Below are 22156 nucleotides of genomic sequence, written 5' to 3'. Positions count from 1 at the left end.
CATGGTTACCCGAGGTTTTTTATGTCCCATCGCCGCTTAGCCCTGAAAGGAGCCCTCTCCTTTTCTAATCCTGCGGTTCGCGCCTGGCTGTTTCAGATCCTCGCTGTTCTCGCTGTCCTGGCCGTCGCGATCTACTTATTCCATAACACCGTTACCAACCTGAGCACACGCGGCATTACTTCGGGCTTTGCCTTCCTTGACCGCAGTGCGGGATTTGGCATTGTTCAGCATTTAATTGATTACGATGAAGGAGATACCTACGGTCGCGTCTTCCTGGTCGGCCTGATGAATACGCTGCTGGTCTCCGGATTATGCATTGTCTTTGCTTCTCTGCTGGGCTTTTTCCTCGGTCTCGCACGCCTGTCTGATAACTGGCTGCTGCGTAAGCTCTCCACGTTGTATATCGAGACCTTCCGTAATATTCCGCCGCTGCTGCAGATCTTCTTCTGGTATTTCGCCGTCCTGCGCAACCTGCCCGGGCCACGTCAGGCGGTGGATGCGTTCGATCTGGCCTTTTTAAGCAATCGTGGTTTGTATATCCCGGCGCCGCAGATTGCCGAAGGGATGCTGGCGCTGCTGGCGGCTCTGGCCTGTGTCGCAGTGATTACCGTTGGGCTGTTTCGCTATAACCGCAAGCATCAGATGAAAACCGGCCAGCTGCGACGCACCTGGCCCGTCACGCTGGCCTTGCTGGTGATCCTGTCGGGGCTGGCACACCTCATTGCGGGCCCGGCGATGCACTGGGATATTCCGACGTTGCAGGGGTTTAACTTTCGCGGCGGCATGGTTCTGATCCCGGAACTGGCAGCCCTGACCCTGGCACTCTCGATCTATACCTCGGCCTTTATCGCAGAGATTATTCGCGCCGGGATCCAGGCCGTTCCGCACGGTCAGCATGAAGCCGCCCGTTCCCTCGGCCTGCCAAACCCGGTCACGCTGCGTCAGGTCATCATCCCTCAGGCCATGCGGGTCATCATTCCACCGCTGACCAGCCAGTATCTCAACATTGTGAAAAACTCGTCCCTTGCGGCTGCGATTGGCTATCCCGATATGGTTTCCCTGTTTGCCGGCACCGTGCTCAATCAGACGGGCCAGGCCATCGAAACTATCGCCATCACCATGTCGGTCTACCTGATTATCAGCCTGACCATTTCCCTGTTAATGAATATCTATAACCGTCGCATCGCGCTGGTTGAACGCTAAGGAACCATGATGACAAAAGCCGTCTTGTCTCACCCTGTGCGTCCGGCCACTACCGGCAACGGACGCATTATTCTCTGGGCACGTAAAAATCTGTTCTCCAGCTGGAGTAATAGCTTACTCACGCTGCTCTGCTTCTGGCTGATGTGGGAGCTGATCCCACCGCTGCTCAATTGGGCGATTTTGCAGGCCAACTGGATCGGCACCACCCGCGCCGACTGTACGAAAGAGGGAGCCTGCTGGGTCTTTATTCATCAGCGTTTCGGCCAGTTCATGTATGGGCTCTACCCTCACGACCAGCGCTGGCGCATCAATCTTGCGCTGCTCGTCGGGCTACTCTCCATCATCCCGATGTTCTGGAAAGGGATGCCGCAGCGGGGACGGTACATCGCCTGCTGGGCGGTGGTCTATCCGCTTATCGTCTGGTTCCTGCTGTATGGCGGGATGCTGGGACTGGAGCGGGTGGAAACCCGGCAGTGGGGTGGCTTGACGCTGACGCTGATCATCGCCTCGGTCGGGATCGCCGGCGCATTGCCTTTAGGCATTTTACTGGCCCTGGGCCGTCGCTCAACCATGCCGGTCGTACGCATCCTCTCGGTGATTTTTATCGAGTTCTGGCGCGGCGTTCCGCTGATCACCGTGCTGTTTATGTCGTCGGTAATGCTGCCGCTGTTTATGGCGGAGGGCACCACCATCGACAAACTGATCCGCGCCCTGGTTGGCGTCATTCTGTTCCAGTCTGCCTATGTGGCTGAGGTCGTACGCGGCGGGCTGCAGGCGCTACCCAAAGGCCAGTACGAAGCCGCCGAATCGCTGGCGCTGGGGTACTGGAAAACGCAGGGACTAGTGATCCTGCCACAGGCGCTGAAGCTGGTGATCCCCGGACTGGTGAACACCATTATCGCGCTGTTCAAAGATACCAGTCTGGTGATCATCATTGGATTATTCGATCTTTTCAGTAGCGTGCAGCAGGCTACCGTCGACCCGGCGTGGCTAGGCATGTCGACAGAAGGCTATGTTTTTGCTGCGCTTATCTACTGGATTTTCTGTTTTAGCATGTCGCGCTACAGCCAGCATCTGGAAAAGCGCTTTAACACCGGGCGTACACCGCACTGAGGAACCTATGAGCCAGATAACTATGACCCCCGCTGACGCGATGATTACGCTGGATAATGTGAATAAGTGGTACGGACAATTTCATGTTTTGAAAGACATTAACCTGAAGGTGAAACAGGGCGAGCGTATTGTTCTTTGTGGGCCGTCAGGCTCGGGTAAATCCACGACTATCCGCTGTATTAACCATCTGGAAGAGCATCAGCAGGGACGGATTGTTGTTGATGGTATTGAGCTAAACGATGACATCCGTAACGTGGAGCGTGTCCGCCAGGAAGTCGGCATGGTTTTCCAGCATTTCAATCTGTTTCCCCATCTGACCGTTCTGCAAAACTGCACTCTGGCCCCAATCTGGGTGCGCAAAATGCCGAAAAAGGAAGCCGAGGCGCTGGCCATGCACTATCTGGAACGCGTGCGCATTGCAGAACATGCGCATAAGTTTCCGGGGCAGATCTCGGGTGGACAGCAACAGCGCGTGGCAATCGCCCGCTCTTTATGCATGAAACCTAAAATCATGCTGTTCGATGAGCCGACCTCAGCGCTGGATCCGGAGATGGTAAAAGAGGTTCTGGATACCATGATAGGGCTGGCTGAATCGGGCATGACGATGCTGTGTGTGACGCATGAGATGGGTTTCGCCAGAACCGTCGCGGATCGGGTGATCTTTATGGATCGCGGGGAAATCGTCGAGCAAGCAGCGCCGGAAGAGTTCTTCTCCCACCCAAAATCAGAGCGTACGCGCGCGTTCTTATCACAGGTTATTCACTAATAATTACCCTGCCCGGTGGCGCTTTGCGCGCCGGGTCTGGCATTTTTATGCCCGCGCAAACGCAAAAAGGCCATCCTTGCGGATGGCCTTTTCACTTATTTGATGTCTGGCAGTTCCCTACTCTCGCATGGGGAGACCCCACACTACCATCGGCGCTACGGCGTTTCACTTCTGAGTTCGGCATGGGGTCAGGTGGGACCACCGCGCTACAGCCGCCAGACAAATTCTTTTCTACGCGCCGAACTTTAACCTAAAAACTGGTGCTGATACCCAGAGTCGAACTGGGGACCTCACCCTTACCAAGGGTGCGCTCTACCAACTGAGCCATATCAGCACACTTAATTTGATGCCTGGCAGTTCCCTACTCTCGCATGGGGAGACCCCACACTACCATCGGCGCTACGGCGTTTCACTTCTGAGTTCGGCATGGGGTCAGGTGGGACCACCGCGCTACAGCCGCCAGGCAAATTCTGTTGTTCACCCCGCCCTCAGGCGTGATGAGTAATCTGTAATCAGCTGAAAATCGTCTTCAAATCCGCCGAAACAGCTTCGGCGTTGTAAGGTTAAGCCTCACGGTTCATTAGTATCGGTTAGCTCAACGCATCGCTGCGCTTACACACCCGACCTATCAACGTCGTCGTCTTCAACGTTCCTTCAGGACCCTTAAAGGGTCAGGGAGAACTCATCTCGGGGCAAGTTTCGTGCTTAGATGCTTTCAGCACTTATCTTTTCCGCATTTAGCTACCGGGCAGTGCCATTGGCATGACAACCCGAACACCAGTGATGCGTCCACTCCGGTCCTCTCGTACTAGGAGCAGCCCCCCTCAATTCTCCAGCGCCCACGGCAGATAGGGACCGAACTGTCTCACGACGTTCTAAACCCAGCTCGCGTACCACTTTAAACGGCGAACAGCCGTACCCTTGGGACCTACTTCAGCCCCAGGATGTGATGAGCCGACATCGAGGTGCCAAACACCGCCGTCGATATGAACTCTTGGGCGGTATCAGCCTGTTATCCCCGGAGTACCTTTTATCCGTTGAGCGATGGCCCTTCCATACAGAACCACCGGATCACTATGACCTGCTTTCGCACCTGCTCGAGCCGTCACTCTCGCAGTCAAGCTAGCTTATGCCATTGCACTAACCTCCTGATGTCCGACCAGGATTAGCTAACCTTCGTGCTCCTCCGTTACTCTTTAGGAGGAGACCGCCCCAGTCAAACTACCCACCAGACACTGTCCGCAACCCGGATTACGGGTCCACGTTAGAACACCAGCCATTAAAGGGTGGTATTTCAAGGTTGGCTCCACGCAGACTGGCGTCCACGCTTCAAAGCCTCCCACCTATCCTACACATCAAGGACCAGTGTTCAGTGTCAAGCTATAGTAAAGGTTCACGGGGTCTTTCCGTCTTGCCGCGGGTACACTGCATCTTCACAGCGATTTCAATTTCACTGAGTCTCGGGTGGAGACAGCCTGGCCATCATTACGCCATTCGTGCAGGTCGGAACTTACCCGACAAGGAATTTCGCTACCTTAGGACCGTTATAGTTACGGCCGCCGTTTACCGGGGCTTCGATCAAGAGCTTCGCGTTGCCGCTAACCCCATCAATTAACCTTCCGGCACCGGGCAGGCGTCACACCGTATACGTCCACTTTCGTGTTTGCACAGTGCTGTGTTTTTAATAAACAGTTGCAGCCAGCTGGTATCTTCGACTGATTTCAGCTCCACGAGCAAGTCGCTTCACTTACCATCAGCGTGCCTTCTCCCGAAGTTACGGCACCATTTTGCCTAGTTCCTTCACCCGAGTTCTCTCAAGCGCCTTGGTATTCTCTACCTGACCACCTGTGTCGGTTTGGGGTACGATTTGATGTTACCTGATGCTTAGAGGCTTTTCCTGGAAGCAGGGCATTTGTTGCTTCAGCACCGTAGTGCCTCGTCATCACACCTCAGCGTTAGTAAGGTTCCGGATTTACCTGGAACCTCCGCCTACATGCTTAAACCGGGACAACCGTCGCCCGGCCAACATAGCCTTCTCCGTCCCCCCTTCGCAGTAACACCGAGTACAGGAATATTAACCTGTTTCCCATCGACTACGCCTTTCGGCCTCGCCTTAGGGGTCGACTCACCCTGCCCCGATTAACGTTGGACAGGAACCCTTGGTCTTCCGGCGAGCGGGTTTTTCACCCGCTTTATCGTTACTTATGTCAGCATTCGCACTTCTGATACCTCCAGCAGACCTCACAGTCCACCTTCAACGGCTTACAGAACGCTCCCCTACCCAACAACACATAGTGTCGCTGCCGCAGCTTCGGTGCATGGTTTAGCCCCGTTACATCTTCCGCGCAGGCCGACTCGACCAGTGAGCTATTACGCTTTCTTTAAATGATGGCTGCTTCTAAGCCAACATCCTGGCTGTCTGTGCCTTCCCACATCGTTTCCCACTTAACCATGACTTTGGGACCTTAGCTGGCGGTCTGGGTTGTTTCCCTCTTCACGACGGACGTTAGCACCCGCCGTGTGTCTCCCGTGATAACATTCTCCGGTATTCGCAGTTTGCATCGGGTTGGTAAGCCGGGATGGCCCCCTAGCCGAAACAGTGCTCTACCCCCGGAGATGAGTTCACGAGGCGCTACCTAAATAGCTTTCGGGGAGAACCAGCTATCTCCCGGTTTGATTGGCCTTTCACCCCCAGCCACAAGTCATCCGCTAATTTTTCAACATTAGTCGGTTCGGTCCTCCAGTTAGTGTTACCCAACCTTCAACCTGCCCATGGCTAGATCACCGGGTTTCGGGTCTATACCCTGCAACTTAACGCCCAGTTAAGACTCGGTTTCCCTTCGGCTCCCCTATACGGTTAACCTTGCTACAGAATATAAGTCGCTGACCCATTATACAAAAGGTACGCAGTCACACCACGAAGGTCCTCCAACTGCTAGTATGTAAACGGTTTCAAGATCTTTGTCACTCCCCTCGCCGGGGTTCTTTTCGCCTTTCCCTCACGGTACTGGTTCACTATCGGTCAGTCAGGAGTATTTAGCCTTGGAGGATGGTCCCCCCATATTCAGACAGGATACCACGTGTCCCGCCCTACTCTTCGAGTTCACAGCAGGTGTATCTTCGTGTACGGGAGTATCACCCTGTACCCTGCGACTTTCCAGACGCTTCCACTGACACACATGCTGATTCAGACTCTGGGCTGCTCCCCGTTCGCTCGCCGCTACTGGGGGAATCTCGGTTGATTTCTTTTCCTCAGGGTACTTAGATGTTTCAGTTCCCCTGGTTCGCTTCGTTAAGCTATGTATTCACTTAACGATAGTGCAACGGATTGCACTGGGTTTCCCCATTCGGAAATCGTCGGTTATAACGGTTCATATCACCTTACCGACGCTTATCGCAGATTAGCACGTCCTTCATCGCCTCTGACTGCCTAGGCATCCACCGTGTACGCTTAGTCGCTTAACCTCACAACCCGAAGCTGTTTCACTTCTGATTGCGAAAATTTGAGAGACTCGAACACACCGCTCATCTGCTCTTATTACGGAGAGCAGACACAGTGTGTCGTTTCAATTTTCAGCTTGATCCAGATTTTTAAAGAGCAAAACTTCTCAATGCACTCGAAAGTACATTTAGAAGTTCATCATTCATCAGACAATCTGTGTGAGCACTGCAAAGGCAGGTTCTTTAAGGTAAGGAGGTGATCCAACCGCAGGTTCCCCTACGGTTACCTTGTTACGACTTCACCCCAGTCATGAATCACAAAGTGGTAAGCGCCCTCCCGAAGGTTAAGCTACCTACTTCTTTTGCAACCCACTCCCATGGTGTGACGGGCGGTGTGTACAAGGCCCGGGAACGTATTCACCGTAGCATTCTGATCTACGATTACTAGCGATTCCGACTTCATGGAGTCGAGTTGCAGACTCCAATCCGGACTACGACGCACTTTATGAGGTCCGCTTGCTCTCGCGAGGTCGCTTCTCTTTGTATGCGCCATTGTAGCACGTGTGTAGCCCTACTCGTAAGGGCCATGATGACTTGACGTCATCCCCACCTTCCTCCAGTTTATCACTGGCAGTCTCCTTTGAGTTCCCGGCCGGACCGCTGGCAACAAAGGATAAGGGTTGCGCTCGTTGCGGGACTTAACCCAACATTTCACAACACGAGCTGACGACAGCCATGCAGCACCTGTCTCAGAGTTCCCGAAGGCACCAAAGCATCTCTGCTAAGTTCTCTGGATGTCAAGAGTAGGTAAGGTTCTTCGCGTTGCATCGAATTAAACCACATGCTCCACCGCTTGTGCGGGCCCCCGTCAATTCATTTGAGTTTTAACCTTGCGGCCGTACTCCCCAGGCGGTCGACTTAACGCGTTAGCTCCGGAAGCCACTCCTCAAGGGAACAACCTCCAAGTCGACATCGTTTACGGCGTGGACTACCAGGGTATCTAATCCTGTTTGCTCCCCACGCTTTCGCACCTGAGCGTCAGTCTTTGTCCAGGGGGCCGCCTTCGCCACCGGTATTCCTCCAGATCTCTACGCATTTCACCGCTACACCTGGAATTCTACCCCCCTCTACAAGACTCTAGCCTGCCAGTTTCGAATGCAGTTCCCAGGTTGAGCCCGGGGATTTCACATCCGACTTGACAGACCGCCTGCGTGCGCTTTACGCCCAGTAATTCCGATTAACGCTTGCACCCTCCGTATTACCGCGGCTGCTGGCACGGAGTTAGCCGGTGCTTCTTCTGCGAGTAACGTCAATCGATGAGGTTATCAACCTCACCGCCTTCCTCCTCGCTGAAAGTACTTTACAACCCGAAGGCCTTCTTCATACACGCGGCATGGCTGCATCAGGCTTGCGCCCATTGTGCAATATTCCCCACTGCTGCCTCCCGTAGGAGTCTGGACCGTGTCTCAGTTCCAGTGTGGCTGGTCATCCTCTCAGACCAGCTAGGGATCGTCGCCTAGGTGAGCCATTACCCCACCTACTAGCTAATCCCATCTGGGCACATCTGATGGCAAGAGGCCCGAAGGTCCCCCTCTTTGGTCTTGCGACGTTATGCGGTATTAGCTACCGTTTCCAGTAGTTATCCCCCTCCATCAGGCAGTTTCCCAGACATTACTCACCCGTCCGCCGCTCGTCACCCAGGAGCAAGCTCCCTGTGCTACCGCTCGACTTGCATGTGTTAGGCCTGCCGCCAGCGTTCAATCTGAGCCATGATCAAACTCTTCAATTTAAGTTTGATGCTCGTGAATTAAACTTCGTAATGAATTACGTATGTTCACTCAGAGACTTTGGTATTCATTTATTGTCCGAAGACATTAAGAATCCATGTCACTTTGAGTGCCCACACAGATTGTCTGATAAATTGTTAAAGAGCAGTGCAACGCGGCTTTCGCTCACCGTTGCGAGGTGGCGTATATTACGCTTTCCTCTTTCAGAGTCAAGCGTTTATTTTCGCTTTTCTCTTCAACCGGCCCGGCTGTTTGTGTGAAGTGATTCACATCTGCCGTGTCGATGGAGGCGCATTATAGGGATCCCAGTTTTTAGCACAAGCATTTTTTCGATCTTTTCTGCTGACTGTTCTTTTTTCGTTCTTTTCGCCGAAATCCCACGCGATCCGCTCAAATAATGACGTAATTCTCCCTTGATCAAGCCGAATAACAGGCTCACAGTCTTCTATATAGTGCTCATTAGTAGAGGTTGATATGTCCGCAGTACTCCGTCCCTATAAAGATCTTTTCCCTAAACAAGGCGATCGCGTCATGATCGACAGCAGTAGTGTGGTCATTGGCGATGTCCGAATGGACGACGACGTCAGTATCTGGCCCCTGGTCGCTATACGCGGCGATGTTAACTATGTCTCTATTGGCGCACGGACCAATATTCAGGATGGCAGCGTCCTGCATGTCACCCATAAATCGGCTTATAACCCTGAAGGCAACCCACTGGTCATCGGTGAAGAGGTGACAGTCGGCCATAAAGTGATGCTGCACGGCTGCACGATTGGCAATCGCGTTCTGGTGGGTATGGGATCGATTTTGTTGGATGGTGTAGTAATAGAAGATGAGGTGATGATTGGTGCCGGGAGTCTGGTTCCGCAAAATAAGCGGCTGGAAAGTGGCTTTCTCTATTTAGGAAGCCCGGTCAAACAGATCCGCCCCCTGACGGAAGCGGAAAAGGAAGGTCTGAAGTACTCAGCCAATAACTACGTTAAATGGAAGAATGACTATCTGGATCAAGAGAGCCAGAACCATCCCTGATCGTCCTCGTCACCCTCGCGGATCGCATCGCTGGCTTCTTCTTCCAGATCCCAGCGATGTTCGCGAAAGATATTGAGCGGAAAGCCTTCGCCAAAACGACGAACCAGCGTTGTCCCTTCGATCGCACACATCATTTGCATACCATTCACCAGAGCGGGAAAACAGACGGCCTGCTTTTCGTCGTCCCACGTTTCCCGATCCGGAAACTGGATCGCCTGGTTCATGCCGACAACTCCTGTTTAAGCTTTTCAATGACCGGCTCTACTGCCGGCAATACACCATGCCAGAGCATTACGGCGTGTGCCGCCTGCCCCACCAGCATTCCCAGCCCGTCAGCAACATGTTTTGCGCCTTGCTGTTCACACCAGTTCAGAAAAGGCGTTTTGCCTTTTTGGTAGAACATGTCATAGCAGTGAACCTGGGCGTTAACTAATGAAGAGGGTATAGCGGGAACGTCACCGGCTATACCACTGGAGGTCGCATTAATAATCAGATCAAATTCATGGCCGCTCAGCGCGTCCAGAGCTACTGCATGAATACTCCCGGTATGGGCAAACAGGGTGGCCAGCTCTACTGCACGGGAATAAGTACGATTCGTAATGGTCACGGCGCAATCCAGAGAGAGTAGCGGCAGAATCACGCCCCGCGACGCACCACCCGCACCGATCAACAGAATACGCGCACCCGGTTTGATAAATGACAGTCGTTCCAGATCGCTTAGCAAGCCAATGCCGTCCGTGTTGTCTCCGAGAATCCGACCATCTTCAAGCCGTTTAAGGGTATTCACAGCGCCTGCAAGAGCCGCGCGTTCCGTTAACTCATCGGCGCGTTCAAATGCCTCTTCTTTAAAAGGCACAGTGACATTCGCTCCTTTTCCGCCACCAGCAAAGAAACTATCCAGCGTTGTTACAAATGCGTCGACAGGCGCAAGTACGCGACCATAAGGGTGCTCGATGCGCAGCTGCTGCGCAAATTGCTGATGAATATACGGCGACTTGCTGTGAGCAATTGGATTACCAAAAACGGCGTACGCTTCCATTTGATTACCCCTGGCGAAAACGTTCGCCGGTCAACGCATCACGAATTTCAGACGGGTTCAGGCGGCCACCGGTTTCACCGATAACTACCGGGAAATCGTCACCAAACTGCGCTAATACCTCTTCTGAGGTGCGGCAAGGGGGCAATCCCGTCAGATTGGCACTGGTTGAGACCAGCGGTTTACCAAAACGATTACAGAGTTCGATAACCAATGGATGGTCGGTCACGCGAACGGCGAGTGAATCAAACCGTCCCGTCAGCCATCGCGGCGTAGTTGGCAGCGCGGGGAACACAAAGGTCACGGGTCCGGGCCATGCGGCATCGATGGCCTCACGCTGCGCTGACGTCAACATGGAATCATCAATATAAGGTTTAAGCTGTTCGAAACTGGCCGCGATGAGAATCAGGCCTTTTTCAACCGGTCTCTGCTTAAGTGTTAACAGGCGCGATACGGCCATTTCGCTGTCGGGATCGCACCCAACCCCAAAAACAGCTTCTGTTGGATAAGCGATGACGTTTTCTTTATTCAGTACGTCCACCGCATGCGCGATGGAGCCTGACTGCAGGTTATTATTCACTTTTTTGATCCGCCGAAACCGGCTTTCCACATTGTTTACTGGCGCAAAAACGCTTCATGCCTTGCGCCGTTTTCTTCTCGATAAGTAGCGGGTAGCGGCATTCAGGACAGCTCCCCGCCACCGGTTTGAAATTGGTGACGAACTGACATTCAGGATAACGATCGCAGGAGTGGAATGTCTTACCGTAACGTGAACGCCGTTGAACAAGATGACCGCTATCGCATTGTGGACAGGCCAACGCTGTTTCATCGGGTTTATCTATCTGTTCAGTGTGCTCACATTCAGGATAGCGGCTGCAGCCGATAAACATGCCATAACGACCCTGACGCAACGCCAGATCCGCGCCACATTGTGGGCACGGCTGCCCCTCCAAAACTTTAACAATATGTCCGTCCGCCTGATTCTTCAGGGGACGGACATAATCACAGTCTGGATAGTGTGAACAACCGAGAAACGGCCCGTGCTTACCGGACCGGATAACAAGCTCTGCTCCACACTGTGGGCAGGGCTCATTTTTATGCACCGTAAATAGTGCTGATTTGGCCATAACAACTCTTGGTGCTGCATGATGAATTAATGCAGCATACCTTCATTCACTTCAAAGAGTAATTCTTCCATTTGTTGATAGGCATTTTCGCAGCCTGGAATGTTGAACAGAACCATCAGGATGACCCATTTCAGATCTTCCAGTTCAAATTCTGCCGTATCCAGCGCCATGACGCGCTCTATCACCATTTCTCGCGTTTCGAGGTTCAGCACCTGAATCTGCTCCAGGAATAAAACAAATCCCCGGCAACTGGCATCCAGCCTTTCACATTCTTCAGCCGTATAAATGCGTACAGACAGCGGATCGGAAGCTAACTGCATCGGTTCGGCGAGGCCTTCCTGATAATCAGCCAGTTTTTCGAGCCATATTAACGCGTTGTAAATATCTTCCCGTTCGAAACCTGCATCGGTGAGATCGTGTGTAAGTTTGTCCTGATCCACGCGTGCTTCAGCTTCGTTATGGATGTAAGTCTCAAACAAATACATGAGTACGTCGAACATGGCTTGCCCTCCTTAATCGGACATAGCCGCCGGGTACAGCTGCGATCCATCCTGCTAACTCCAGTTCCAGTAGCTGTGCTACCGTTACTGGCACAGGTTGGCCGGCACGTTCAGCGACAACGTCAACAGGTGTTACCTCATCTCCTACGTTAGCCAGGAGCTCAGGAAATGGCAATGCTACCTGGTCCTGATCTGATGAATAAAGCCCATTTTCGGGATCCTGTGGCAGCCAGTTAAGGCCATAACGCAAACTTTCCAGAATATCGTCTACCGCCGTCACTGGCGTGGCGCCCTGCTTTATCAACCAGTGAGGTCCCTCGCAACCTGGGTTTCCAATCGCCCCTGGTAGCGCAAAGACTTCGCGCCCCTGTTCGAGTGCACATTTCGCGGTAACGAGTGAGCCGCTCTTTAACCGCGCTTCGATGACGAATACCCCCTGGCTCAGGCCACTAATGATACGGTTACGCCGGGGAAAATTACCGGGCCAGGGAGGCGTAGCGAGAGGAAACTCCGAAATCACAGCGCCACCGCTCTCAACAAGACGCGTGGCCAGCGAGGTATGGCGTCGGGGATAGACGTCGGACAAACCATTGCCTAAAACCGCCACGCTCTTCCCCTTTACGGTAAGCGCGGCGCGATGCGCGACCCCATCGATTCCGCAGGCCAGGCCGCTGGTAATCGTCAGGCCCGCCTGGGCCAGCTGCTCGCACAGGAGTGTTCCCCACCGCTCGCCATACCAGGAGTGGGAACGGCTACCAACGACGGCCAGCTGCAGGCTCGACAGCACCTTCACAGCCCCCCTGACGAACAGGGCGCCCGGATAATCCGTAATGGCGCGTAGCTGGACGGGATAGAGAGCACTGTCTGCACATATCAGGTGATGATCCGGTTCTGCCAGCCACTGCATGCTGCGATCAATTTCACGCGGCGAAAATGTTAGAAACCGCGCCTTTTGCTTTTGGGTCAGCCCCATTCCTGTCAGCACAGCACCATCAATATGGGGTTGGCGCTGTAACTGCTGCGCTATCGCCACCATCTTATCGCCGTACAATTCTCCAGTGCTGATCAGGCGTAACCATATCTCTGTGGATGTCATCCTTTCCCCTGCCACAAGCCGCTATAGCAATCTTTGCGATTGGTCACTGATGCTGTCAATCAGAGGGGGTTTTGTCTAGAATAGAGGGTATATTCTTATCAACTCCTGAACACGACTCTGGAAAAATATGGCAGTTTTGCAAGTGTTACATATCCCGGACGAGCGCCTTCGCAAAGTCGCCGAGCCGGTAAAAGAAGTGAATGCAGAAACTCAACGTATCATTGATGATATGTTCGATACGATGTACGCCGAAGAAGGCATTGGTCTCGCGGCGACGCAGGTTGATATTCACCAGCGCATTATCGTGATCGACGTTTCCGAAAACCGTGAAGGACGCCTGGTGTTAATTAACCCGGAGTTACTGGAAAAAAGCGGCGAAACCGGAATCGAAGAAGGCTGTCTCTCTATTCCTGAGCAGAGAGCGCTGGTTCCTCGTGCAGAAAAAGTCAAAATCCGCGCGCTCGATCGCGACGGTAAGCCTTTTGAACTGGAAGCAGACGACCTGCTGGCAATCTGCATTCAGCATGAGATGGATCATCTGGTCGGTAAACTGTTTATCGATTACCTCTCTCCACTGAAACAGCAACGTATTCGTCAGAAAGTAGAGAAACTGGATCGTATGCGCACCCGCGCATAATGTGACCCCGGATACAAGGAATAACGTGTCTACATCACTACGTATCATCTTCGCAGGAACACCTGACTTCGCAGCGCGTCATCTGGACGCGCTGTTGTCGTCTGGCCATCAGGTTGTGGGCGTTTTTACTCAGCCCGATCGCCCGGCAGGCCGTGGTAAAAAATTGATGCCGAGCCCGGTTAAAGTGCTGGCGGAAGAACATGGCTTACCGGTGTTTCAGCCTGCTTCGTTACGTCCGCAGGAAAACCAGCAGCTGGTCGCTGATTTAAATGCGGATGTCATGGTGGTTGTGGCATATGGCCTCATCCTGCCAAAAGCGGTGCTTGATATGCCGCGCCTGGGTTGCATTAACGTCCACGGCTCACTGCTTCCGCGCTGGCGCGGAGCGGCGCCGATTCAACGTTCTTTGTGGGCCGGCGATGCCGACACTGGCGTGACGATCATGCAGATGGACGTGGGTCTGGATACTGGCGACATGCTTTATAAGCTCTCCTGCCCCATTACTGCCGAAGACACCAGCGCCACGCTGTATGACAAACTGGCGGAACTTGGACCACAAGGGCTTATCGATACGCTGCAACAGCTGGCGGATAACCATACTCAGCCAGAAGTACAGGACGAAGCCCTGGTGACCTACGCCGAAAAGCTCAGCAAAGAAGAGGCCCGCCTCGACTGGTCACTTTCCGCAGCCCAGCTTGAACGTTGCATCCGGGCATTTAATCCCTGGCCAATGAGCTGGCTGGAGATAGACGGGCAGCCGGTGAAAGTTTGGCAGGCCTCCGTGATTGACGGACAGGCAAACGCCGCGCCCGGAACGATTATTGAAGCCAGTAAGCAGGGTATTCAGGTCGCAACTGTTGAAGGGATCCTCAATCTGGAATCCTTACAACCTGCAGGTAAAAAAGCCATGAGCGCGCAGGACCTTCTGAACTCACGCCGCGAATGGTTTACGCCTGGCAATAGTCTCGCCTGAAATCATCTCCATTTAAGGCCCGGTGTTTCCGGGCATTTTTATTTTTGCGGTTATGAAAAAACAAAATTTACGCAGCCTGGCAGCACAGGCGATTGAACAAGTGGTCGAACAGGGCCAATCCCTGAGCAATGTCCTGCCACCGTTACAGCAAAAAGTTTCCGATAAGGATAAAGCACTGCTTCAGGAATTGTGCTTTGGCGTTCTGCGCACCTTACCTCAGCTGGAGTGGCTAATCGGCAAACTGATGGCGCGCCCGATGGCGGGCAAACAGCGCGTGCTTCATTATCTGATTATGGTCGGCTTCTATCAGTTACTGCATACCCGTATTCCGCCTCATGCCGCACTGGCTGAAACGGTAGAGGGTGCGGTTGCGGTTAAGCGTCCGCAGCTTAAGGGGCTGATTAACGGCGTATTACGTCAGTTTCAGCGCCAACAGGATGAGTTACTGGCTGAATTTACCCGCTCCGAAAAACGTTTCCTGCATCCCGACTGGTTATTAAAACGTCTGCAAAAAGCCTATCCTCAGCAGTGGGAAACGGTGGTTGAGGCCAATAACCAGCGGCCGCCAATGTGGTTACGTGTCAACCGTAACCACCACTCCCGCGATGGGTGGCTGGCCCTACTGGAAGAAGCCGGGATGAGTGGTTTCTCGCATCCGGATTATAGTGATGCGGTTCGTCTTGCCGCACCAGCGCCGGTACTTGCTCTTCCGGGATTTGAACAAGGCTGGGTTACCGTTCAGGATGCCTCCGCTCAGGGTTGCATGACCTGGCTTGAGCCGAAAAACGGTGAGCGTATCCTCGATCTGTGTGCCGCACCTGGCGGTAAGACAACGCATATTCTGGAAGTTGCGCCACAGGCAAGCGTGATGGCCGTCGATGTTGATGAACAGCGTCTGTCCCGGGTCTACGATAATCTTAAGCGTCTGGGCATGAAGGCTGAGGTTAAGCAGGGCGACGGGCGCACGCCTGCGCAGTGGTGCGGGGATGAGCAGTTCGATCGTATTTTACTGGACGCCCCATGTTCAGCTACCGGGGTGATTCGCCGTCATCCGGATATTAAATGGTTACGCCGCGACCGGGATATTAATGAGCTGGCACAGCTGCAGTCAGAGATCCTTGATGCTATCTGGCCACATCTGAAAACAGGTGGGACGCTGGTTTATGCCACCTGTTCCGTACTGCCAGAAGAGAACAGTCAGCAGATCGCGGCGTTCCTGAAGCGTACGCCAGATGCGCGTCTACATCTGACCGGTACGCCAGAGCAGCCCGGCAAACAAAACCTGCCTGGGGCAGAAGAAGGTGATGGCTTCTTTTACGCTAAGCTAATCAAAGCGTGATGTTGATAACGGGTCACAAGATATGAAGATAATCATTCTGGGCGCGGGACAGGTGGGCGGTACGCTGGCAGAAAACCTGGTCGGTGAGAATAATGACATCACTATTGTTGATACCAATGGCGATCGTCTGCGCAGCCTGCAGGATAAATTCGATCTGCGCGTGGTTCAGGGGCATGGCTCCCATCCCCGGGTATTACGTGAAGCCGGTGCGGATGATGCCGATATGCTGGTTGCCGTTACCAGTTCCGATGAAACCAATATGGTTGCCTGTCAGGTGGCCTATTCGTTATTCAACACGCCAAACCGCATCGCGCGTATCCGTTCCCCGGATTATGTACGTGATGCCGATAAGCTGTTCAATTCCGATGCGGTTCCGATCGACCATCTCATCGCGCCAGAACAGCTGGTAATTGACAGTATCTACCGGCTGATCGAATACCCTGGAGCACTGCAGGTAGTGAATTTCGCGGAAGGCAAAGTCAGTCTTGCGGTGGTAAAAGCCTATTATGGTGGCCCGCTGATTGGTAACGCGCTCTCCACCATGCGCGAACATATGCCGCACATCGATACCCGTGTTGCCGCGATTTTCCGACATGACCGTCCTATCCGTCCGCAAGGTTCCACCATTGTCGAAGCCGGAGATGAAGTGTTCTTTATCGCCGCGTCGCAACATATTCGCGCGGTGATGAGTGAGCTTCAGCGACTGGAAAAACCCTATAAGCGGATCATGCTGGTCGGGGGCGGTAATATTGGTGCCGGTCTGGCTCGCCAGCTGGAAAAAGATTACAGCGTTAAGTTGATCGAACGCGATCAACAGCGTGCTTCTGAGCTGGCCGAAAAACTGCAGAATACGATCGTTTTTTATGGCGATGCGTCGGATCAGGAGCTGCTTGCCGAAGAGCATATCGATCAAGTCGATCTTTTCATCGCGGTTACCAACGATGACGAAGCCAACATCATGTCAGCGATGCTGGCAAAAAGGATGGGGGCAAAAAAGGTAATGGTGCTTATCCAGCGCCGCGCCTACGTGGATCTGGTGCAGGGAAGCGTTATCGATATTGCGATTTCGCCACAACAGGCCACCATTTCTGCCCTGCTGAGCCATGTGCGTAAAGCGGATATCGTGGGCGTATCTTCTCTACGTCGTGGGGTGGCAGAAGCTATCGAAGCCGTGGCGCACGGCGATGAGAGTACGTCTCGTGTGGTTGGACGTTCCATTGATGAGATTAAGCTCCCACCGGGTACCATCATTGGCGCGGTAGTACGGGGCAATGACGTGATGATCGCCAATGATAATTTACGTATTGAGCAGGGGGATCATGTGATTATGTTCCTCACTGATAAAAAGTTTATTACCGACGTCGAACGCCTCTTCCAGCCGAGTCCTTTCTTCCTGTAATACCTCAAAGGTGCTGTTATCAGCACCTTTACTTATTTAACCCAATAATATGTAAGGGTTATATTTCTGTGACGCATATCTCTCTTCAATGGCAATCCGCTAATGATTTGTTAGACTTGTATTTGTCAGCTGGCACAAGGAGAACAAAATGAGTTTTATTAAAGAATTTCGCGAATTTGCGATGCGCGGGAATGTAGTGGATTTGGCTGTGGGTGTAATTATTGGTGCAGCGTTTGGTAAGATCGTTTCATCACTGGTTGCTGATATCATCATGCCCCCGCTGGGATTGTTAATTGGCGGGATTGATTTCAAACAATTCGCCATAACCCTGCGTGAAGCACAAGGTGATATTCCTGCAGTAGTAATGCATTACGGCGTGTTTATTCAGAACGTATTTGATTTTGTGATTGTTGCTTTTGCCATCTTCATGGCTATAAAGCTCATCAACAGATTGAACCGTAAGAAAAAAGAAGAACCTGCCGCACCGGCAGCCCCATCGAAAGAAGAAGTATTGCTGACAGAAATTCGTGACTTACTGAAAGCGCAGAACAACCGCACTTTGTAAGGCTCTGAAAGCAAGAAGGCCAGTGGTAAGAAAGCGATTCGCTTGCTTGCCACTGGCCTCCCAGTTACCCCGTTTTGCATGTTTAGTTTTACGCAGATAACTTCCTTTCCCTTTCTTGTTTTTCTCGATCCGCTGCCTGAATAAAGGATCATGTAATAATGCCTCGATAGCGTTATCGTTGATTTGGCCTTTCTTATGCTGATAATGGCTCATAAATTCTCCGGTATATAAAATATCCACGCGAGTGTAGAAGCTGACGGCAATAAAATCAACAGCCGCGATTTTCCCCGTTTGCTCCTTGCTCGAGGGTTTCCAGTATAGAGCAGTAGACACTGCTGTGCGCGGTGCCACAACAGGCATCATTCAATCGCTGCAGTGACAGGCGCATCGTTTGTAACTCTTCAATACGCGCTTCGACCTCACTCAGCCTCGCCTGCACAATGCTTTTTGATTCCTGGCAGGTATGGTGTTCGGGATCGATACGGATCGACAGCAGTTCACGGATCGACTCCAGCGTAAATCCCAGCTGCCGGGCATGGCGAATAAACTTCAGACGCTGAAGATCCTTATCGGTATACAACCGAAAGCCACCTTCCGTGCGAATTTCATGCTCCATCATCTGCTGCTTTTCGTAATAACGGATGGTGTCAGGGGTGACGTCAGCCAGCTTCGCAATCTCACCAATACGATACATCGTTATTCCTCATTCATTTTTGACGCTAACCGATCGGCATAGTCGCCACGCAGGAAATCTGTGTTCACTCCCGCCTGACGAAGCTTAAGCTCAAGAAGTGCAAGACGACGGCTGTAATCCGTATGCTCTGCAGACCCCTGTCTGACCGAATCGAGTAATTGAGCGAGTTCAACTGCCTCTTTACGCTGCTCAAGCTCTGGCGGCAGGCAACCTGCATTTTTCAACATCCGATAACCCGCTCTCAGTTCAGCAGGAACATGAGAATCATCGTCCAGCATCAGCGGGTGCCCACTCCCGGGCAGATTATCGAATTCACCCTGGCGTTGAGCGTCAAGAATGTGTCGTTCTGCCCACAGGTCAAGTAACCACATAGCAAAACTCCGCAGAGAATAAAATGAATACGACTATTGTAGGTAAGTGGGGATCCAGCAGATATAAAAAAACCCGCCGAGGCGGGTTTTTTTACGTTGCTACAGATTACTCTGCAGCAGCTTCTGCTTTCTCTGAACGATCAACCAGCTCGATGTAAGCCATCGGCGCGTTGTCGCCTGCACGGAAGCCACACTTCAGAATACGAGTGTAACCACCGGCACGGCTCGCGAAACGCGGGCCCAGTTCGTTAAACAGTTTTGCCACGATCTCGTTATCACGAGTACGGGCGAATGCCAGACGACGATTAGCAACGCTGTCAGTCTTGGCAAGAGTAATCAGCGGCTCAACTACGCGACGCAGCTCTTTCGCTTTAGGCAGGGTCGTCTTGATGATCTCATGACGAACCAGTGAACCTGCCATGTTGCGGAACATAGCCTGGCGATGGCTGCTGTTGCGGTTCAGTTGACGACCACTCTTACGATGGCGCATGACCTTATCCTTCTCAGTAAAACCTTAACCTGTGATCCGGTTACTCGTCAGCAATGCTTGCTGGTGGCCAGTTTTCCAGGCGCATGCCCAGAGACAGACCACGTGAAGCCAGCACGTCTTTAATCTCAGTAAGAGATTTTTTACCCAGGTTCGGCGTTTTCAGCAACTCAACCTCGGTACGCTGTACCAGATCACCGATATAGTGGATAGCTTCTGCCTTGAGGCAGTTAGCAGAGCGGACAGTCAATTCCAGATCGTCAACAGGGCGCAGCAGGATCGGATCGAATTCTGGTTTCTCTTCTTTCACTTCCGGCTGACGTACATCACGTAAGTCAACGAAAGCTTCCAGTTGTTCTGCCAGGATGGTTGCCGCACGACGAATCGCCTCTTCAGGATCGATTGTGCCGTTGGTTTCCATTTCGATGACCAGCTTGTCCAGGTCGGTACGCTGTTCTACACGCGCTGCTTCAACATTGTAGGCAATACGCTCTACAGGGCTGTAACATGCGTCGACCAGCAGACGGCCGATTGGGCGCTCATCTTCTTCCGAATGAATTCGGGCAGAAGCCGGCACATAACCACGACCGCGCTGAACTTTGATACGCATGCTAATAGCTGCGTTCTCATCGGTCAGGTGGCAGATCACGTGCTGCGGCTTGACGATTTCAACATCACCGTCGTGGGTGATGTCGGCTGCAGTCACAGGGCCAATGCCAGATTTATTCAGAGTAAGAATAACTTCATCTTTACCCTGAACTCTCACCGCCAGCCCTTTCAGGTTGAGCAGGATTTCAAGGATATCTTCCTGAACGCCTTCTTTGGTGCTGTACTCATGAAGTACACCATCAATCTCAACCTCGGTCACCGCGCAACCCGGCATCGATGAGAGCAGAATACGGCGCAGTGCGTTACCCAGAGTATGGCCAAAGCCACGCTCTAAAGGCTCAAGGGTCACCTTGGCGTGCGTCGAACTCACTTGCTCGATATCTACCAGGCGCGGTTTTAGAAACTCTGTCACAGAACCCTGCATTGTGTCCTCTCTTTGGTACTAAGCTTTACTTGGAGTAAAGCTCGACGATCAGGTGTTCGTTAATGTCCGCAGACAGATCAGAACGTTCCGGCTGACGCTTGAACGTGCCTTCCATCTTGCCAGCATCAACTTCCAGCCAGGTTGGCTTTTCACGCTGCTCAGCCAGCTCCAGAGCGGCTTTCACGCGAGATTGCTTTTTCGCTTTCTCACGAATGCTAACAACGTCATTCGCTTTAACCTGATAAGAAGCGATGTTAACAACACGACCGTTTACCATGATTGCTTTATGGCTAACCATCTGACGTGCTTCAGCACGAGTGGCGCCAAAGCCCATACGGTATACAACGTTGTCCAGACGACCTTCCAGCAGAGCCAACAGGTTTTCACCGGTGTTGCCTTTCAGACGTGCTGCTTCTTTATAGTAGTTACGGAACTGACGCTCCAGCACACCGTACATACGGCGAACTTTCTGCTTTTCACGCAACTGCACACCATAGTCAGACAGACGCGGTTTACGCGCACCGTGCTGGCCAGGAGCTTGTTCAATTTTACACTTGGTATCGATCGCGCGAACGCCAGACTTAAGGAATAAGTCGGTACCCTCGCGACGGCTAAGCTTGAGCTTAGGACCCAAATATCTTGCCATTTTCTATCTCCAACAATCCTAGAAACGAACGCGTTATACGCGACGTTTTTTCGGCGGACGACAACCGTTATGAGGGATCGGAGTCACATCAGTAATATTAGTGATGCGGAAACCAGCGGCGTTCAGAGCACGAACAGTAGATTCGCGACCCGGACCCGGACCTTTTACCATAACTTCCAGATTCTTGATGCCGTATTCTTTTACGGCTTCAGCGCAACGCTCTGCTGCAACCTGAGCTGCGAACGGAGTGGATTTGCGTGAACCACGGAAACCGGAACCACCGGCTGTTGCCCAACCCAGTGCGTTACCCTGACGATCAGTAATAGTAACGATGGTGTTGTTGAAAGAAGCATGGATATGAGCCACGCCGTCAGAGACTTGTTTTCTTACACGCTTACGTGCACGAACTGGTGCCTTTGCCATTATTCAATCACCCCGATTATTTCTTGATCGGTTTGCGCGGACCCTTACGGGTACGTGCGTTGGTCTTGGTGCGCTGGCCGCGAACCGGGAGACCACGACGATGACGCAAACCGCGATAGCAACCAAGGTCCATAAGGCGCTTGATGCTCATGCTAACTTCACGGCGCAGATCACCTTCAACGACAAATTTGGCAACTTCGTCACGCAGCGTGTCGATTTGTTCTTCAGACAGCTCACTGATCTTAACATCTTCAGCGATACCCGCTGCAGCCAGAATGGCTTTTGAACGGGTCTTGCCGACGCCGTAGATCGAAGTTAATGCGATCACAGCATGTTTCTGATCAGGAATGTTAATGCCTGCTATACGGGCCACTATGCACTCCTACTATTTAATATGTACGCACCATGCTGAAAAGCCCGTTTTCAGGATACTCAAATGGAAACGTACAGACATACAAAAGATTGGCTGGCTAATCTAGCCAGCTCAACCC

General features: G+C 52.5%; 23 protein-coding genes, 1 tRNA gene and 4 rRNA genes. 9 read left to right on the top strand and 19 right to left on the bottom strand.

The genetic code is table 11. From position 1 onward, the window contains the following. Positions 1-21 precede the first annotated feature (21 nt). The 3 genes from LG383_RS21245 to LG383_RS21235 are packed head-to-tail and all read left to right on the top strand — an operon-like array spanning position 22 to position 3082. Positions 22-1203, top strand: coding sequence for an amino acid ABC transporter permease (locus tag LG383_RS21245; protein WP_225760094.1), 1182 nt, complete (start codon positions 22-24; stop codon positions 1201-1203). A gap of 9 nt (positions 1204-1212) precedes the next feature. Then, a complete protein-coding gene (locus LG383_RS21240) occupies positions 1213-2316 on the top strand; it encodes an amino acid ABC transporter permease (protein ID WP_225760093.1) in 1104 nt (367 codons plus the stop codon). Positions 2317-2323: 7 nt separating this feature from the next. Continuing rightward, positions 2324-3082 (top strand): amino acid ABC transporter ATP-binding protein, encoded by a 759-nt coding sequence (locus tag LG383_RS21235; RefSeq protein WP_106994893.1) that lies wholly within the window; start codon positions 2324-2326, stop codon positions 3080-3082. Between the two features lie 104 nt (positions 3083-3186). On the opposite strand, the gene rrf (LG383_RS21230) is transcribed toward LG383_RS21235, so the two are convergent. From rrf (LG383_RS21230) to LG383_RS21210, 5 genes are all read right to left on the bottom strand, one after another. Next, positions 3187-3302 (bottom strand): 5S ribosomal RNA (gene rrf, locus LG383_RS21230). Positions 3303-3340: 38 nt separating this feature from the next. Further along, positions 3341-3416 (bottom strand) — tRNA-Thr (locus tag LG383_RS21225). Between the two features lie 14 nt (positions 3417-3430). Continuing rightward, positions 3431-3546: ribosomal RNA gene (rrf, locus tag LG383_RS21220) — 5S ribosomal RNA — on the bottom strand. Positions 3547-3641: 95 nt separating this feature from the next. Next, positions 3642-6547: ribosomal RNA gene (locus LG383_RS21215) — 23S ribosomal RNA — on the bottom strand. Positions 6548-6772: 225 nt separating this feature from the next. After that, positions 6773-8312, bottom strand: a 16S ribosomal RNA gene (locus LG383_RS21210). Together the 16S, 23S and 5S rRNA genes with 1 tRNA gene alongside form the textbook arrangement of a ribosomal RNA operon. A 472-nt stretch (positions 8313-8784) precedes the next feature. On the opposite strand from LG383_RS21210, the gene LG383_RS21205 reads away from it, so the two are divergent. Next, complete coding sequence (locus LG383_RS21205; protein ID WP_106996063.1) at positions 8785-9339, top strand: gamma carbonic anhydrase family protein; 555 nt, start codon at positions 8785-8787, stop codon at positions 9337-9339. Here LG383_RS21205 and LG383_RS21200 read toward each other — a convergent pair. Genes LG383_RS21200 through dprA form a run of 6 tightly spaced genes read right to left on the bottom strand, consistent with a single transcriptional unit; the run spans position 9315 to position 13098 of the window. Further along, positions 9315-9563 carry a DUF1488 domain-containing protein gene (locus tag LG383_RS21200; RefSeq protein WP_106996064.1) on the bottom strand — a complete coding sequence of 83 codons (249 nt, stop codon included), beginning with the start codon at positions 9561-9563 and terminating at the stop codon, positions 9315-9317. The genes LG383_RS21205 and LG383_RS21200 overlap by 25 nt on opposite strands. Further along, entirely contained in the window at positions 9560-10378 is an 819-nt protein-coding gene (gene aroE, locus LG383_RS21195; RefSeq protein WP_225760092.1) for a shikimate dehydrogenase, read from the bottom strand. The genes LG383_RS21200 and aroE overlap by 4 nt, the downstream gene beginning before the upstream one ends. A 4-nt stretch (positions 10379-10382) precedes the next feature. Then, on the bottom strand, positions 10383-10955 hold the full coding sequence (gene tsaC / locus LG383_RS21190; RefSeq protein ID WP_225760091.1) for an L-threonylcarbamoyladenylate synthase type 1 TsaC: 573 nt from the start codon (positions 10953-10955) through the stop codon (positions 10383-10385). Then, positions 10948-11502, bottom strand: coding sequence for a type I DNA topoisomerase (locus LG383_RS21185; protein WP_225760090.1), 555 nt, complete (start codon positions 11500-11502; stop codon positions 10948-10950). Before LG383_RS21185 ends, tsaC begins: the two co-directional genes overlap by 8 nt. A 26-nt stretch (positions 11503-11528) precedes the next feature. Then, positions 11529-12002 carry a DUF494 family protein Smg gene (gene smg, locus LG383_RS21180; RefSeq protein WP_225760089.1) on the bottom strand — a complete coding sequence of 158 codons (474 nt, stop codon included), beginning with the start codon at positions 12000-12002 and terminating at the stop codon, positions 11529-11531. Beyond that, on the bottom strand, positions 11974-13098 hold the full coding sequence (dprA, locus tag LG383_RS21175) for a DNA-protecting protein DprA (protein ID WP_225760088.1): 1125 nt from the start codon (positions 13096-13098) through the stop codon (positions 11974-11976). The genes smg and dprA overlap by 29 nt, the downstream gene beginning before the upstream one ends. Positions 13099-13225: 127 nt before the next feature. On the opposite strand from dprA, the gene def reads away from it, so the two are divergent. From def to mscL, 5 genes are all read left to right on the top strand, one after another. Continuing rightward, complete coding sequence (def, locus tag LG383_RS21170; protein WP_106996069.1) at positions 13226-13735, top strand: peptide deformylase; 510 nt, start codon at positions 13226-13228, stop codon at positions 13733-13735. Between the two features lie 25 nt (positions 13736-13760). Continuing rightward, a complete protein-coding gene (fmt, locus tag LG383_RS21165) occupies positions 13761-14708 on the top strand; it encodes a methionyl-tRNA formyltransferase (RefSeq protein ID WP_225760087.1) in 948 nt (315 codons plus the stop codon). A 52-nt stretch (positions 14709-14760) separates the two neighbouring features. Continuing rightward, positions 14761-16047 (top strand): 16S rRNA (cytosine(967)-C(5))-methyltransferase RsmB, encoded by a 1287-nt coding sequence (gene rsmB / locus LG383_RS21160; protein WP_225760086.1) that lies wholly within the window; start codon positions 14761-14763, stop codon positions 16045-16047. A gap of 22 nt (positions 16048-16069) precedes the next feature. After that, on the top strand, positions 16070-17446 hold the full coding sequence (gene trkA / locus LG383_RS21155; protein ID WP_106996071.1) for a Trk system potassium transporter TrkA: 1377 nt from the start codon (positions 16070-16072) through the stop codon (positions 17444-17446). Between the two features lie 148 nt (positions 17447-17594). Next, complete coding sequence (gene mscL / locus LG383_RS21150) at positions 17595-18011, top strand: large-conductance mechanosensitive channel protein MscL (RefSeq protein WP_032614681.1); 417 nt, start codon at positions 17595-17597, stop codon at positions 18009-18011. Here the strand turns inward: mscL and LG383_RS21145 are convergent. The 8 genes from LG383_RS21145 to rpsM form a co-directional block, all read right to left on the bottom strand. After that, positions 17979-18224: an alternative ribosome-rescue factor A gene (locus LG383_RS21145; RefSeq protein WP_106996072.1), complete on the bottom strand. Its 246-nt coding sequence runs from the start codon at positions 18222-18224 to the stop codon at positions 17979-17981. The genes mscL and LG383_RS21145 overlap by 33 nt on opposite strands. 55 nt (positions 18225-18279) lie before the next feature. Beyond that, positions 18280-18705: a Zn(2+)-responsive transcriptional regulator gene (gene zntR / locus LG383_RS21140; protein WP_106996073.1), complete on the bottom strand. Its 426-nt coding sequence runs from the start codon at positions 18703-18705 to the stop codon at positions 18280-18282. 2 nt (positions 18706-18707) lie between these two features. Further along, positions 18708-19076, bottom strand: coding sequence for a DUF1992 domain-containing protein (locus LG383_RS21135; protein WP_225760085.1), 369 nt, complete (start codon positions 19074-19076; stop codon positions 18708-18710). Between the two features lie 106 nt (positions 19077-19182). Continuing rightward, positions 19183-19566: a 50S ribosomal protein L17 gene (gene rplQ / locus LG383_RS21130; protein WP_001216368.1), complete on the bottom strand. Its 384-nt coding sequence runs from the start codon at positions 19564-19566 to the stop codon at positions 19183-19185. A 40-nt stretch (positions 19567-19606) separates the two neighbouring features. After that, complete coding sequence (gene rpoA / locus LG383_RS21125) at positions 19607-20596, bottom strand: DNA-directed RNA polymerase subunit alpha (protein WP_002919219.1); 990 nt, start codon at positions 20594-20596, stop codon at positions 19607-19609. Positions 20597-20621: 25 nt separating this feature from the next. Beyond that, positions 20622-21242 (bottom strand): 30S ribosomal protein S4, encoded by a 621-nt coding sequence (gene rpsD, locus LG383_RS21120; RefSeq protein WP_032614687.1) that lies wholly within the window; start codon positions 21240-21242, stop codon positions 20622-20624. Positions 21243-21275: 33 nt separating this feature from the next. Beyond that, a complete protein-coding gene (rpsK, locus tag LG383_RS21115; RefSeq protein WP_003863312.1) occupies positions 21276-21665 on the bottom strand; it encodes a 30S ribosomal protein S11 in 390 nt (129 codons plus the stop codon). Positions 21666-21681: 16 nt separating this feature from the next. Continuing rightward, positions 21682-22038, bottom strand: a complete 357-nt coding sequence (rpsM, locus tag LG383_RS21110; protein ID WP_003031135.1) for a 30S ribosomal protein S13 — start codon at positions 22036-22038, stop codon at positions 21682-21684. Between the last annotated feature and the right edge of the window lie 118 nt (positions 22039-22156).

The sequence above is a fragment of the Leclercia sp. Marseille-Q4284 genome (assembly GCF_916618945.1).
GTDB classification, from domain to species: Bacteria; Pseudomonadota; Gammaproteobacteria; order Enterobacterales; family Enterobacteriaceae; genus Enterobacter; species Enterobacter tamurae.
The sequence above is the reverse complement of the archived record's forward strand: the minus strand, read 5'-3'. Positions and strand labels throughout refer to the sequence as shown.